12 protein-coding genes are annotated in these 14,134 nt (G+C 59.1%); 2 read left to right on the top strand and 10 right to left on the bottom strand.

The features are described from left to right. Nucleotides 1–48 precede the first annotated feature (48 nt). From ACI2KA_RS12415 to ACI2KA_RS12395, 5 genes are all read right to left on the bottom strand, one after another. Nucleotides 49–1,254: an MFS transporter gene (locus ACI2KA_RS12415; RefSeq protein WP_404502385.1), complete on the bottom strand. Its 1,206-nt coding sequence runs from the start codon at nt 1,252–1,254 to the stop codon at nt 49–51. Nucleotides 1,255–1,316: 62 nt separating this feature from the next. Then, nucleotides 1,317–2,750, bottom strand: a complete 1,434-nt coding sequence (locus ACI2KA_RS12410; RefSeq protein WP_404502383.1) for a M81 family metallopeptidase — start codon at nt 2,748–2,750, stop codon at nt 1,317–1,319. A 12-nt stretch (nt 2,751–2,762) separates the two neighbouring features. Beyond that, complete coding sequence (locus tag ACI2KA_RS12405) at nt 2,763–4,682, bottom strand: beta-N-acetylhexosaminidase (RefSeq protein WP_404502381.1); 1,920 nt, start codon at nt 4,680–4,682, stop codon at nt 2,763–2,765. 43 nt (nt 4,683–4,725) lie between these two features. After that, complete coding sequence (locus tag ACI2KA_RS12400; protein WP_404502379.1) at nt 4,726–5,508, bottom strand: SDR family oxidoreductase; 783 nt, start codon at nt 5,506–5,508, stop codon at nt 4,726–4,728. An 82-nt stretch (nt 5,509–5,590) separates the two neighbouring features. Next, nucleotides 5,591–6,454, bottom strand: a complete 864-nt coding sequence (locus ACI2KA_RS12395) for a MurR/RpiR family transcriptional regulator (protein WP_404502377.1) — start codon at nt 6,452–6,454, stop codon at nt 5,591–5,593. A gap of 243 nt (nt 6,455–6,697) precedes the next feature. Between ACI2KA_RS12395 and ACI2KA_RS12390 the strand changes: the two genes are divergently transcribed. Continuing rightward, on the top strand, nt 6,698–7,183 hold the full coding sequence (locus tag ACI2KA_RS12390) for a hypothetical protein (protein WP_404502375.1): 486 nt from the start codon (nt 6,698–6,700) through the stop codon (nt 7,181–7,183). A gap of 236 nt (nt 7,184–7,419) precedes the next feature. Here the strand turns inward: ACI2KA_RS12390 and ACI2KA_RS12385 are convergent, their stop codons facing one another. The 5 genes from ACI2KA_RS12385 to ACI2KA_RS12365 all read right to left on the bottom strand — a co-directional run bounded on the left by ACI2KA_RS12385 (nt 7,420) and on the right by ACI2KA_RS12365 (nt 12,927). Next, entirely contained in the window at nt 7,420–8,532 is a 1,113-nt protein-coding gene (locus ACI2KA_RS12385; RefSeq protein ID WP_404502373.1) for an ABC transporter ATP-binding protein, read from the bottom strand. A 190-nt stretch (nt 8,533–8,722) separates the two neighbouring features. Continuing rightward, nucleotides 8,723–9,955, bottom strand: a complete 1,233-nt coding sequence (locus tag ACI2KA_RS12380) for an ABC transporter substrate-binding protein (RefSeq protein ID WP_404502371.1) — start codon at nt 9,953–9,955, stop codon at nt 8,723–8,725. 38 nt (nt 9,956–9,993) lie between these two features. After that, the gene (locus ACI2KA_RS12375) at nt 9,994–10,851 is read right to left on the bottom strand and encodes a carbohydrate ABC transporter permease (protein WP_404502369.1); all 858 of its coding nucleotides are present in this window, start codon (nt 10,849–10,851) and stop codon (nt 9,994–9,996) included. Beyond that, nucleotides 10,848–11,732 carry a carbohydrate ABC transporter permease gene (locus ACI2KA_RS12370; RefSeq protein ID WP_404502367.1) on the bottom strand — a complete coding sequence of 295 codons (885 nt, stop codon included), beginning with the start codon at nt 11,730–11,732 and terminating at the stop codon, nt 10,848–10,850. Before ACI2KA_RS12370 ends, ACI2KA_RS12375 begins: the two co-directional genes overlap by 4 nt. 13 nt (nt 11,733–11,745) lie before the next feature. Beyond that, nucleotides 11,746–12,927, bottom strand: a complete 1,182-nt coding sequence (locus ACI2KA_RS12365; RefSeq protein ID WP_404502365.1) for a Gfo/Idh/MocA family protein — start codon at nt 12,925–12,927, stop codon at nt 11,746–11,748. A gap of 439 nt (nt 12,928–13,366) precedes the next feature. Here ACI2KA_RS12365 and ACI2KA_RS12360 point away from each other — a divergent pair, with 439 nt between their 5' ends. Beyond that, a complete protein-coding gene (locus ACI2KA_RS12360; protein ID WP_404502363.1) occupies nt 13,367–14,122 on the top strand; it encodes a GntR family transcriptional regulator in 756 nt (251 codons plus the stop codon). Nucleotides 14,123–14,134: the final 12 nt, after the last annotated feature.

The following is a 14,134-nucleotide window of genomic DNA, read 5'->3' as shown; positions in this document are numbered from 1 at the left end:
CACGCGCCGGCTTATCCGAAAACCATCTCGCACTTTTCGGCCGACGCTCTATCTGCGGCGGCCCGTCCCATCAAGGGCGTACAGCATGTAAACACCGCCAAGACCCACCGCCGCTCCCAATATGGACGTTCCCGAATAGTTGGAGACCAGCGTTCCGACGGCAAAAATCAACGCACCAAGACCGGCGCCGAGGAAGATATTGACGGCGATCAGCGAGCTTCCGAGCCCCGGCCGGTCTGCAATCAGTTCCTGCAGATAAGTGATGGGAATGCTGATGATGGCCGCCGCACCCAGCGCGCTGATGACCGTCTGCGCATAGATATGCCAGGGCGCCGTGGCAAGCCCCTGAAGAATGAGATAGATGGCATAAAGGACTGCCCCTGCCGCGAGCGTCAATGTCTGCGGCACCCTCTTTTCGATCCAGCCCCACAGAAGAATGAAGACGATTTCCAGCGCGGCAACGATACCCGCGACGATGCCGATATCCGCGACGGTGCCCTTTGCCTGCCCGGTAATGATAAGCGAACGGATGGAATCATTCAGATGCAGCATGGAGCAGATCAGGGCGATGGCAATGATCCGCAAAAGCACCCGTCGCGATCCGATTTCCGCAAGCGAAGCCAGCAGGCCGAAGCGCGCTTCGTTATTCACCGCCGCCGGCGTGGCCGCCCGCGGCAGGCAGAGGGCCACGAGCAGGAAACAGATGAGCGCACAGATACCCGAGAACAGAAACGCGATCAGCATATTGCCGGAATTCACGAGAAAAATACCGACAAGACCCGGCACCAGCACCCAGGACAGCGAGATGGTGGCGCGCATGATCGAATTCACGGCGATCATGTCGCCCGTCGAAAGATTGCGCGCATCGGCACGCACATGCGCGAAGATCAGCGAGTTCATCGCCCCGAAAATTGGCAGGAGAATGAGCTTGGCGCTGACGAAGGCGGTGGCGTTGCCGACCAGATAAACCAGCAGATAACCGCTGACGCCGAAGAGCGCGATGCACAGCATGGGCTTGCGATATTCGCCCAGCCTGTCGGCGACGATGCCCATCAGCACGCTGGCGCTGACATTGATGACGGCGGCAAACAGCATCAGCAGCGAATAGACGCTGTTGCTCAGCCCGATTTCGCGAATGCCGATGACCGCCTGATAGGGCGCAGTCGCCGCATTCGAAAACCCGAAAAACAGGATGGCGAGCGCCCCGATGCGGATCGACGGATTGTTGATGACGATGGAAAGAGCCGACGGCATGGGTATTCGCCTGAGATGATCCGGCAAGGCAGGATCGCTGGGTAAAGACTACCGGACCGCCGTCATTGCCAGCGGGCCGAAAGGATGGGTTTCGGGCTATAGTCGAAATGTGGCTTCCATGGGTAAAAATCGCCGTCCCGACGATAATTGGGAAGGTTTTCGATATCCTGATTGATAACACCTTCCGTCAGCGCCATCAGATTGGGGTTGGCGATCGGCGCAAGCTCCGGCGAAAGATAACCGGATTTGACGACCAGCAGCCTGACCTCCTTCGGATCGAAACCGAGGCGGGTGAAATCCGAAATCATGTGATAGGGCCTGCGCCGCGCCGCCAGAATGACGGTGATGCCATCAATGGCGATCACCGCCTGCCGCTGATCGGCAGCGCCGGGATCGTCCAATGTCAGGACCATGGCCTCGACGGTGACAGAGGGACTTTGCGGATCGAGACTGCCGCCAATCTTCAGGGAAAGACGCACACCTTCGCCCGCCGCGAAGCAGGTTTCGACTGCAGGCCTGTCGGTAATGCCGCCCAAGAGAGCGCCCTGCCAGTTGCGCGCAATCAGCGCGGCCAGAACATTGGCACGGTCTCCCACCCCGCCACCGGTCGGATTATCACCCGAGTCGGCGAGAATGATCGGTCGGGTGGCCGTCCTTTCGGCAATAGCCAGAATGGCCTCGAGCGGCTCGGTCACGGGACCGAAGCGAAAATCCCCCCGGGCATCCCAGTAGGATTGCGCGATTTCGGCCGCAGCCGCCTGTACGGCCTCTCGGTCCGATCCCGTCACCACCGCGCAGGCCGTCGCCCTTGGCTCGTCGGCCCAGACGTAACCGATCATGAAATTTGCATCCCATATGCCGGGGCGGACATCGTAATCCGGCAGAACGGCATAAAGGCTTTTGGCGGGCTCGTCTTCCGTGGATGTCTTTTCACCCGGCAGCAGAACGGGGATCTTCGCCCATGCCACGCCCGGCCGTTCTCCCGTCTTTAAAGCCCTCAGCAGCATCGTCCAAGCCCGCACCATCGTCTCGCGCACATCGATATGCGGCGCGGTTCGGTAGCCGGCAAATATGTCCAGCTGATCGATGATGGTCTGGCTGACATTGCCGTGCAGGTCGTAGCTCGCAGAAACCACGACATCCGGCCCGACCACGGCGCGGGCACTGGAAATCCAGTCGCCTTCCGCATCATCCATGCCTTCGACATTCATCGCACCATGCATGGCGAGATAAAGCCCATCCAGCGGCAACGAGGCCTTCAGGCGTTCGAGGAACTCGTACTTGAATGCGTCATAGGCCCCGCGTGACACCGGGCCGCCCGGCACGGCGCGGGCGTGCAGAAGCGGCAAGACCTCCGCTCCGCCTTCGCCAAGGAAACTGAAATATTCGGCCCCCAGAAGTTCCGCGCCACGAAAGACGCGAAAATCCTCCTGCCCCATCAATACCGGCGAATAGGTGCTGCATTCGGTATGGATTCCACCAACGGCAATACGCATCTCACCTTCCCCTCAATACACCGGGCTCAAGGGAACGATGGCGGAAAACCGCAGCCAGTCCTTCTGCGCCTTCGGTGTCCATGCCGCCTCGGCGATGGCTGGCAGCCTTGGGAAAACCAGATGGTTGAAATAAGCGCGGTTGAGGAAGTGTTCGGACCAGATGCAGGCCTGAACGCCCTTCATCCGCTCCTTCAATTCTTCGGGAAATTCACCGACGGCCTCATAAGCATAGGTATGCGAAGGCGGTACCGTGCCGGCCCAGCTTGCGCCGGGCTCCTGCCAGGCTTCGTCCTGCACCATGTCGAGATAATAGGCCTGCCCCGGCGTCATCACCACGTCATAACCCTGCTTTGCAAGCTCAAGCCCGACGTCCGGCTTCTGCCAGGCCATCAGCAATGTTCCCGCCGGATCGACGCCGCCGCCGTGTGAAACCTCGTCCCAGCCGGCAAGCTGGCGGCCGCGCTCGTGCAGCATGGCCTGAATGCGCTTCATGAAATAGGACTGGATGCCGAAGGTGCCATCCAGCCCCTCCTTTTCCATCAGCGCCTTGGCCAGCGGCGAGGCAAGCCAGGACCCATCCGCAACCTCGTCACCGCCGATATGGATCAGCCGCGACGGGAACAGCTCCACCATTTCGTCGAATATCTTGCCGAGGAACTCATAGGTCGGTTCTATGGCCGGATTGAGCGCATTGTTCGGATATCCCTGCACCGAACGATAGCTGTCCGGCGCTTCCTGTCCGTCCGTGAATTCCGGATAGGCGACGAGAGCCGCCGTGCTGTGGCCGGGAATATCGACCTCCGGCACGATTTCGACATTCAATGCCGCCGCATGCGCCACGACAAAGCGCACATCATCCTGCGTATAATAACCCGAAACCGGCTCCGCACCATTGCCGAGCTGCGGCAGGAGCGGTGCGTCCGGGCCACGTGTCGCGCCGACGGTGGTCAGCAGCGGATAGGCCTTGATTTCCAGACGCCACGCCTCGTCATCCGTCAGATGCCAATGGAACCGGTTCATGCGCAGCCAGGCGAGAATATCGATGAGCCGCAGCACGTCGCCGGTCGGATAGAATTGCCGCGAGACATCGAGATGGCAACCGCGCCAGCTGTAACGCGGCGCATCGCTGATGCTGCCGGACGCCGGGAAACGGAATTTGGGATCGATGCGCGCGCCATGCAGCAATTGCGCCAGAACCGTGAGGCCATATTGCAGACCGGCAGCGGCCGAATATTCCACGACGACCGCGTCCTGGGAAAAGACGAGGCGATAACCTTCCGCCTCCAGACCGCTATGCTGTTTGAAATGCAGCGGTTTTCCCTCGTGAACCGGCGCAAGGCTGAAAGGCACGTGACCGACGGCAAAAAGCCTGCGGAACAGCGAAAGCACGGTTTCAACCGCCAGAACTTCTTCCGTACTTGCGTCCTCCGTCGGGAAAAGCGCGACGGGAAAGCCCGAACCCGGTTCGGCATCGATTTCGGCAGGCCAGGGCTGGATCGCGAAAGGCAGGTCGAGCTTTCCTTCCGGAAGCAATACCGGCGCCGGTTCGCTGTGTCGCCCGTCCAGCATCAGATCGCCAACATCGACGGCGCGATGCGTGCCATCGGCAAGGCTGACATAGGCGGATTTTGCGCCGTCCGTGCGATGCCGCGCCGGCCGCAGCAGGCCGTCGACGGTGAAACGCCAGGATTTTCCCGGCTCGAGCACGAAACCGGGCGGTGGCGCAAATTCGTGGAAATTGGCATTGCGGCGGAGATAAACGGCATTGCCGCACACCGGCTTGTCCACCGTCCGCGTCAGCGACGTATAGACGATACGAAAATCCGCGAGCGGCGCGCTGGAAAGATTGACGAGGGTGAAGGTGAAGCCGCCGGATGCGGACTCGGCAAGCGGATGCCATGAATTTTCAAGACGATATTGTGCGAGCGCCATGATGCTCCCCTTTATTGCGCATTGAACCCGTGCAACGCTTTGATCAGTAATGTTCGGATTGCGAAAAAGTCCGGGCCAGCGGCGCCTGCCCCGCCGTCAGCCCGCAGTCGACCGGCAGGCACACACCGCTGATGGCCGCCGCCTGCGGCCCGGCCAGAAAGGCGACGGCGCTGGCCACATCCTCGGGCCGCACGATCCGCTGCAGCGGATACCAGTGCTTTGCCTCCTCAAAGACCTGAGGATTGGCGGCAGCCCGCGCCTCCCATGCCTGCGTGCGCACGGTGCCCGGCGCAACGGCGTTGGAACGGATGCCGTATTTGCCGTATTCGACGGCGATAAGCTTCGTCAGATGGATCAACCCGGCCTTCGCCGCGCTATAGGCCGGATGACCGAACACCGCCATGCCGTTGACGGAGGTGATATTGACCACCGACCCCTGTGTCCGCTTCAGCGCCTCCTCGAAAGCCTTGAAGCAGAGAAACGGCGCTTCCAGATTGAGGGCGTTGTCCCTGCGCCAGATCTCGGCGGTCGTGTCGTGCAGGCTGACGGCCCTTGCCGCGCCGGCATTATTGACAAGGGTGGCGACATCCCCCAGTTCGGCGACCTCGACGGCCAGCCGCGCAAGGTCCTGCGGATCGGTGACATCGCAGGTCTTCGCGACGAAGCCGGGACCGGAAAGCTGAGAAAGCGCATGGGACAGGGCGTCGGCATCGATATCGACCAACACCACCCTTGCGTGGCTTTCAGAGAGCGCCGCCGCAATCGCCCGGCCAATATCCCCTGCCGCCCCGGTAACGATGGCGAGCTGGTCTTTCCTGTCCTTCATCTCCTAAACTCCCTTGAAGCTCTCCGCCCGCCACAGGACGGGGTCTCAGGCAAAGCAGCCTGTGTTTGTCATCGTTCCGCCCTCAGTCGCCGAGCAATTGCTTGTCATCCGAATCGCGATGTTCCACGAGCTGCTGCTTGATGTGACGCAACGTCACCATCGATCTCTGCCGATGATGATAGGCAGCAAGCGTCGCCAGAATGTCCACCGCCGCCAGATAGGCGTAACGCGAAGAGGTCGGGCGGAAGATATTGTTTCCTTCGGGCACATTGACCGCCACCACCATATCGGCCGCCGCGGCAAGCGGCGTATCGCTCTGGGTGAGCGCGATGGTGGCGACGCCCATGTCCCTTGCCAGCCTGAAACACTTCACCAGCTCCATGTTACGGCCGGAAAAGGACGAGCCGATGATCACATCTTCCTTGCGGGCTGCGGCCGTCATCATCAGCTGCATGCTGTGATCGGCGCTAGCGGTGACACGCAGGCCCAGGCGAAACAACCGGTTCTGGATTTCCGAGGCGATCATCGAGGAATTGCCACCCGCGCCAAAGGCATAAATCATGCCGCCATTGGCGATCTTGACCGCCGCCTTTTCGGCAAGCGCGGGGTCAAGCGTCCTATGCAGCAGGAAAAGCGCTTCCTGAGCCTTGGCAAGCACCTCTTCTGCAACATCCGACGGGCCGGTGCTGGCGGGTTCCGAGGTGAGGTAACGAATGCCCACATAAGCGGTCTTGGCGAGGCTGACCTTGAAATCCGAGAAGCTCTGGCAACCGAGGCGGCGACAGAAGCGCGTGACCGTCGGCGGAGAAACCTCGGCGCGCGCCGCCAGCTCGATGATCGATGCGTTGACCGCAAATTCAAAGTCCGAAACCAGAATATCGGCGATCCGCCGCTCCGATTGCGAGAACTGCCCCCTGTCTTCCTGTATTCTTGCGAAAATATCCATGCTCACCGGTCTCCGTTCCGCCAAAACTTAAGGCTTGGCCCCGTTTCCGATGCACCCTAATCCGGGACGCCCGTCAACCACACATATCCAGGGTTCAGCCACATCCCTCTCTTTCGACGCAACAGGAGGCTTCATCGATATGAAAATAATTTTCTCTGTTGATTGGGAGATGAGCATATGCCAACAATATTTGCCAGATAAATTTCCAAATCCTGAAAATAATTTCAACATCGGACCCAGCTCATGCGCGATCCCTTCAAAAACCCCTTTCCCGAAACAGACATCGCCCGCCATTCCATCTGGGAGATGTTGGTGACACGGGACATCGATGCCTTCCTTGCCGCGGACTGGTCGAAGGTTGCGGGCGATTTCGTCGAGGACGGCTTTCTCGGCATCAACGCCAACCGGGACGCGAACCCGGACAATTGGCGCCTGTCTTTTCCCTCGCTCACTGCCTATCGCGACGAATGGCTGAAACAGGCGAAGGATTTTCAGACCCAGCAATTCGCCGAAGACCCGCGCAATGCGATCTTTACCACCACCACGCTGGAGGAGATCGAAGTGGAAGGCGAGACTGCGCTGGTGCGCAAGAAATTCGATGGCGGGCTTCGCAAGGCCGACGGCGGCTTCGACGTCATGAAATGGCAAACGCTCTATTATTGCCGGCTGCACCAGGGCCGCTGGAAGATCAGCGGTTTCACCGGCTATATGCCAAATCCCATGCCGTGACGGAAACGGCCGGTGCGACGCGGTTTTATGCCGCTCGCCAAGGCCGATGGAGAATGGTGACGAGCCGTTTCTCCTCCGCGGCGCCATCCTCGGGCGTGACCCGAGGCTCTGCCGGCGTTCCGTAAAATCATTCGGTTGCGGATGCTCGGGGCAGGCCCGAGCACGGCGGACGAAAGGTTTTCGGACTTTCGCGGCCGGGCATGGGAAAACGGATTTCATGGCCCGGTTCCTGCCTCTTATTGGATCAGCTTGAGGACCGAAAGGTCGACACGACGTTCCAACGCAATGCCGCTTTCGTCGAACAGGTGGCAGTCCGATGCCTTGATGCCGGTGACGATGGGTTCGTCCACGATGACGGGGGCCGAGCCGGAAAGCAGCGCGCAATAGTTTTCGCCCGTCGGGGCCACGCCATAGGCAATCGTGTTCACCCCGAGCCGCTCGATCACGCTGGGCGCGACCTTGACATTGAGGTCGGCCGTTTCGAGGCCGGTATGTTCCGGGCGAATGCCAAGCGTCAACTTGCTGCCCTCAAGACCGGCCCGTGGCTGCACCGGCACCGTTATCGTCTGACCCTCATACTCCACCGTCACACCTTCGGCGCCGACGGATTTGCAGGTGACCTTCAGGAAATTCATTTTCGGGTTGCCGATAAACCCGGCCACGAACAGGTTCTCCGGCTTGTGATAAAGCTCCAGCGGCGCGCCGACCTGGGCGATTTCGCCGGCATTCAGCACCACGATGCGGTCAGCCATGGTCATGGCCTCCACCTGATCGTGGGTGACATAGATCATGGTTGCCTTCAGCGTGCGATGAAGATTGGTGAGCTCGATGCGCATGTCGGCGCGAAGTGCGGCATCCAGATTGGAAAGCGGCTCGTCAAACAGGAATATTTTCGGTTCACGAACGATCGCGCGGCCGATAGCGACGCGCTGGCGCTGGCCGCCGGACAACATGCCGGGACGCTGCTGCAGGCGCTGGTCAAGCTGGAGAATCTTCGCGACACCCTCGACCTTCTGCTTGATCTTCTCCTCCTCCATCTTTTCGACCCGAAGCGGAAAAGCGATGTTTTCAAAAACCGTCATATGCGGATAAAGCGCATAGGACTGGAACACCATGGCGATGCCGCGTTTGACGGGCGGCAATTCGTTGACCTTCACGCCGTTGATCACGACGTCGCCGCCGGAAATCTCCTCAAGGCCGGCAATCATGCGCAGCAATGTGGATTTTCCGCATCCCGAGGGGCCGACAAAAACGACGAACTCGCCATCCCTGATGTCGAGCTGAACGCCCTTGATGACTTCGAAATGTCCATAGTTCTTGCGGACGTTATTGAGATAAAGCTGACCCAAAACTTGCCTCTCCCGTCACCAGCCGACATCAGGCTGCGTTCAGAGACGTTCCGAAACGCGAGGGGAAACCGCGCCGGATCGGAACCGTTGAAAAACACGAGAGGATACGCCGACAAAGGCGAAAATCATTCTCGCGGCGGAAACATGCCGGATGCGGGCGGCCTTGCGCCCGCATCCGGCTCACAAGGGATTATTTATACTGCTCGAGCGCGGCGGATGCCTTCTTTGCGGCATCTTCCGGTGTTGCCTTGCCGGTGACGACAGACTGCACCATCTCGATCATCGTGTCCTGGAAGCCCTTGTAGTCGGTGAAGAGCGGCTCGGGACCGCCATAGGCGATACCGTCGATCAGCGGCTTCCAGAAGGGGTCCTTGGCGACGAATTCATCAACCTTGGCCGACGGGCGCAGCGGGGTGAGGCCGGCGCCGCCCTGCAGCTCATATTCGCCCTGCGGACCGGGCGAAGTGATGAACTTGGCGAACTCGGTCGCCTTTTCTTCCACGCCGGTTCCCTTGAAGATCGCGAGGCTGTCGGTGATGAGCAGCGTACCGGGACCCTTGGCCTCCGGGCCGAGCGGCAGGGTGGCGATGCCCCAGTTGATCTTGGTATCCTTGAGGCGGGTGGCGGCACCCGAGCCGGCCTGGATCATACCCACCTTGCCATCAAGGAAAATGGCGCGGATTTCGTTCTGCTCATAGGCTGTAGGCCCTTCGACGGAATAGGGGGTGATGTCCTTGTAGGCCGTCAACGCTGCGACAACCTGCGGGCTGTCGACCGTGATCTTGTCGCCGTCGATCACCTTGCCATTATTGGTGTAAACCCAATGCATGAACTGGTGCATGGTATTGTCGAAGGTCTTGGCGGGCAGGCCGTAGCCGGCGATGCCGGTCTTTTCCTTGATCTGCTTGGCGAAAGCGATTTCTTCGGCCCAGGTCTTCGGCGGTGTTTCAGGGTCAAGACCTGCCTGCTTGAAGAGGTCCTTGTTCCAGTAGAGCGCCTTTGTCGAGAAGGCGACCGGCACGCCCCATTGCGTGTCCTCAAAGGTGACCGTGTCGACGATATTCGGATAATAGCTCTTTTTTTCGTCTTCGGTCATCGGCACCGGAACGATGAGATCGTTCTGCGCGAACTGCTTCAGCGTGCGCGAGCCGACATAGGCCATGGCGACCGGCGTTCCGGCGGCAGCAAGCGTGGTGGCCTTGTCCTGGCACTGTTCCCAGCCGACGACTTCAGGAACGACCTTCCATCCTTCGTTCTTGCCTTCCCATTCCTTGATGTATTTTTCATGGATGGGATCCATCTTGTCGCCGCAATAGATCCAGCTGATTTCCTTGTCGGCGGCATGCGCCGTTACCGTGCCAAGGGCAGTGGAACCGGCAAATGCGAAAGCGCAGAGCGCCAATCCGTAATGTTTCAGTGCCATAGTCAGTCTCCCGTTTAGATGGTCGTTCCGGTTATTGCTTATTTCACCGCGCCGGCGGTCAGACCGCCGACGAGATAGCGTTGCATCAGGAAGATCGCGATCATCGCCGGCGCGATGCCCACGAAGCTTGCGGCCATAAGTTCATTCCAGACGACTTCCTGCCGGCCGAAATAGGCGAACAGCCCGACCGGCAGCGGCATGTATTCCGTCTTGGAATTGAACGTCAGCGCATAGATGAATTGCTGCGCATAGGCCTCGATGAAGGAGGAGATCGCGACAACGGCGATACCCGGTGTTGCGATCGGCAGGACCACCCTGCGAAGCGTGTAGAGCCGGCTCGCCCCGTCCACGTAAGCCGCTTCCTCGAGCTCACGCGGTATACGGCGCATATAGGTCACGAGAAGCAGGATGCCGGTGGGGATGATGAATGCGACGCCGGGAATGATCATCGCAAGATAGCTGTTCAGCACGCCGATGGACCGCATCAGGCGAAACAGCGGTATCAGCAGCACCGCCCCGGAGAACATCTTCACCGCCAGGAATATTCCCAGCAACAAACCCGCTCCCTTGAAGTCGAACCGGGCAAAGGCGTAGGACGCCGGGATCACGAGCGCAAGCACGATGAGGGTGATGGAACCCGCAATGAAGAAGGAATTGAAGATATAAAGCGCAAACCCCGGGACGCTCACCCACATCGTCCGGTAGGCCTCGAAGGAACCATTTTCCGGCCAGAATTTGTAAGGCGAGGAAAACAGCAGACTAAGCGGTTTCAGCGAAACCAGAAATCCTTCCACGAAAGGCGCCAGTACAAAAGTCAGGAACAGGGCAACACCACAATAGATCCCGACAATTTCATACCACCTGTAACGGTTGATCATCGCATGTTTGTCGGTCATCGGCTGGCCTCCCGCGAGAAACGGCTGGTGATGCGGAAATAGAAGAAGGTGAAGATCGACAGGAAGATGCAGATCAGGACCGCGCGGGCGGCGCCTTCGCCATATTTATAAGCGCCGATCGCCGTCTTATATGTGTCAATGATCATCGTCGTCGTTTCGCCGTTTGGACCGCCGCGCGTGAGAATCCAGATGATGTCGAAGGAGTTGAACGTCGAAATCAGCGACAGAACCGACATGGTGATCATGGCCGGCAGCATCAGCGGCAACGTGATGCGGCGGAAGCGGTAGAAGCGGCTTGCGCCGTCCGTCCACGCCGCCTCATAAAGATCCTGCGGAATGGACTGGATGGCGGCGAGAAGGTACAGCGTCACCATCGGCACGCCGATCCAGACATCGGTAACGACAGTCGCCCAGAAGGCCGTGTTGCCATAGGCAAGGAACGCCACCGGACCGTTCACCAGCCCGAGATTTTGAAGCACGCCGGAAATCATGCCGAACTGGCCATTATACATCCATCCCCACATGAAGATGCCGATGGCCATCGGCACGATCCATGGCGGCATGGTCAGGATGCGAAACAGCGCCCGGCCAGGCACGGCCGAATTCAACAGGACGGCGCCAAATGTGCCGATGATCATCTTTATCGAGACGGAAAAGAACGTCCAGATAAAGGTCCGCGTGATGACCCCGGCAAAAGTCTCGTTGAAAATCTTCTCGTAATTGATGAAGCCGACCCAATTCGTCACTTTTTTGAGCGACGCGTCGGTGAACGACAGGATGAATGTATCCACGAGCGGATAGGCGACGATCAGCGTGATATATAAAAGCGCCGGCAGAAGAAGGAGCCAGGCAAAGACGACTGCGCTGCGTTTTGCATCCATCGCGCAGCCCTCCTCAAGCCGATTTCACGGCGGGGGATTTCGGCTCGCCGTGGAGCGCCAGGTCATAGTCTTCCCACACCGGTTTGAGATCGACCACCTTGCGACCATGGCGCGCTTCATCCATGGCAAACGCCAGAATGCCGGCCTCGATCGCATCGAGAGCGGAAACCGGCAGGGCTGCGCCCTTGACGACATGGGCGATCACGTCCTCGGCCATCTGCTCGTCGGCGCCATAGTGCTGCGAAAGGGCAGTGGCCGCCGAATAGGTCTTGGCCACGGTCTTTTCATTGGTGCGGGCATTGTGCACGTTCAAGAAGCCGCGCACGAAATCGCCCTCCGCCATACCCTTGGCACCGATCACGCAGAAACGGCGGAAATCGTCGGGAACGTTGAGATTGGTATGGAAGGCGAGCGACGCGCCGTTTTCATATTCGACGATCGCCGTCTGGTAATCGATGATGTCGCCGTCGCTGTCGAAGACCTTTTCAGCCCCCATCCAGCCGCTCGGCTTGCGATGGTAGACCTCCATGTCGTTGATGCCGTCATTCTGCGGGGCATTCGCCGGCGTGAAGCTCTTGCGCCCGCCGAAACTGGATACGAAACGCGGCCTTGCACCGACCACGCCATTGTAGAGATCGAGGTCGTGGCAGCATTTTTCCAGCATGAAGGAGCCGGAATAGTGCTCGTAACGCCGCCAGTCGCGCATGAAGAATGCGCCATGATAGGGCGGAATATGCTCGGACGCCTCGATGGAAACGACGTCGCCTAGCTTGCCTTCGGCCTGCGCGGTGCGCAGGTCGCGGTAAAGCGGCGAATAACGCAGCACCAGGCCGACCAGCAGCCGCTCATGGCCGTGCTTGTTTAGCAGCCGCGCGAGCTCCAGGCTTTCCTCTATGCTGACGACGATGGGTTTTTCGCTGAAGATGGTGCAGCCGGCCTCAAGCCCGATGCGGATATGTTCCAGATGCATGTGGTTTGGAGAACCGATCATCAGGAGATCGAAGGTCTCTGCGGCGATCAACGCCTCAGGCGTATCATAAGCCTTGCCGACCGAAATGCCCTTTTCCTGCAGTCCCGGCAGACCGGCCGGCGCGGGATCGACATAACCGACGATCTCGAAATCCCTGTCGATTTCATGAAAAACGTAGCCCAGATAACCAAGACGGAATCCGAGTCCGATAATTCCCACCTTCATGAACTTTGTTCCCTGTTCATTCGTAATTCATTTTCGCAGAAGCAACCATTTCTGTGCTGGCCGTTAAGTTATCTGCGATAATTTACCGTCACGATGAAATTAATTTTCACAACGGTCAAGTTAAATTCGATTTCCCACGCCAAGCCGCGGATAGGAAACCGATTTTTCCGTGGTAACGCGGATGCACGACAGCGCGCCGCCGATCACCGATACAAAAACAATACCAAAAAAATGCCAATCGTCTAGAGCAATAACCGCCGACGGAAATTTTTTTTGGTTAATGCGAAAATATCAAGCACATGGCCTTATTATTCGGCAAAATGTCGAATAAAACACCGATTAATCGTACAAATTCGTTAATGGTTCTATTTTGGTATTGCTGATTGCGGCCCTTATGGTATAGCCAGATTTGGCCACATCTATTGTGACAGAGGTAAGAATGAACGGCGCAGCGCTTAATCTGGATGACCTGCAATCGGGAGGTGGCGGCCCGCTTTACCTGAAATTGCGTCAGACGATTGAAGACGCCATCAATGGCGGCCGCCTGAAGCATGGCGACGCCCTGCCGCCCGAGCGCGACATTGCCGAAAGTGCCGGCGTCAGCCGGGTCACCGTGCGCAAGGCGGTGGATGACCTGGTCCGTGATGGTCTCCTGGTGCGCAGGCACGGTTCCGGCACCTTCGTCGTCAAGCCCATCACCCGTATGCAGCAGCCGCTGACCAAGCTTACCTCGTTTACGGAAGACATGCGCCGGCGCGGGATGACGGCAAGCACGCGCTGGCTGGACCGGGGATTGTTTTACCCGACCGGCGACGAGATGATGGCGCTCGGCCTTTCCCAATCCGCCATGGTGGCGCGGCTTACCCGTCTGCGCCTTGCCAACGAGCAGCCGATTGCACTCGAAGTGACGAGCCTGCCAGGTGATCTCCTGCCCGACCCGCATCTGGTCGAAAACTCGCTTTATCTCGAGCTTGCGAAAAACGGCATCCGCCCCGTCCGCGCCATTCAGCGCATCTCCGCCCGCAACCTGACGGATGAGGAAACGCTGCTGCTCGGTGTCCCGCCGGGGTCTGCGGCGCTGTCCGTCCAGCGCATGGCCTATCTGGAAAGCGGACGCCTGATGGAAATATCGCGCGCCCTTTACCGCAGCGACGCCTACGATCTCGTCGCCGAACTGACGATGACCTCCGAGTGAAACACACCGACC

Origin of the sequence: Agrobacterium sp. NPDC089420 (assembly GCF_044900305.1) — a bacterium.
Taxonomy (GTDB): Bacteria; Pseudomonadota; Alphaproteobacteria; order Rhizobiales; family Rhizobiaceae; genus Agrobacterium.
Note: the sequence above shows the minus strand (reverse complement) of the source record. Positions and strands in the feature narration are given on the sequence as shown.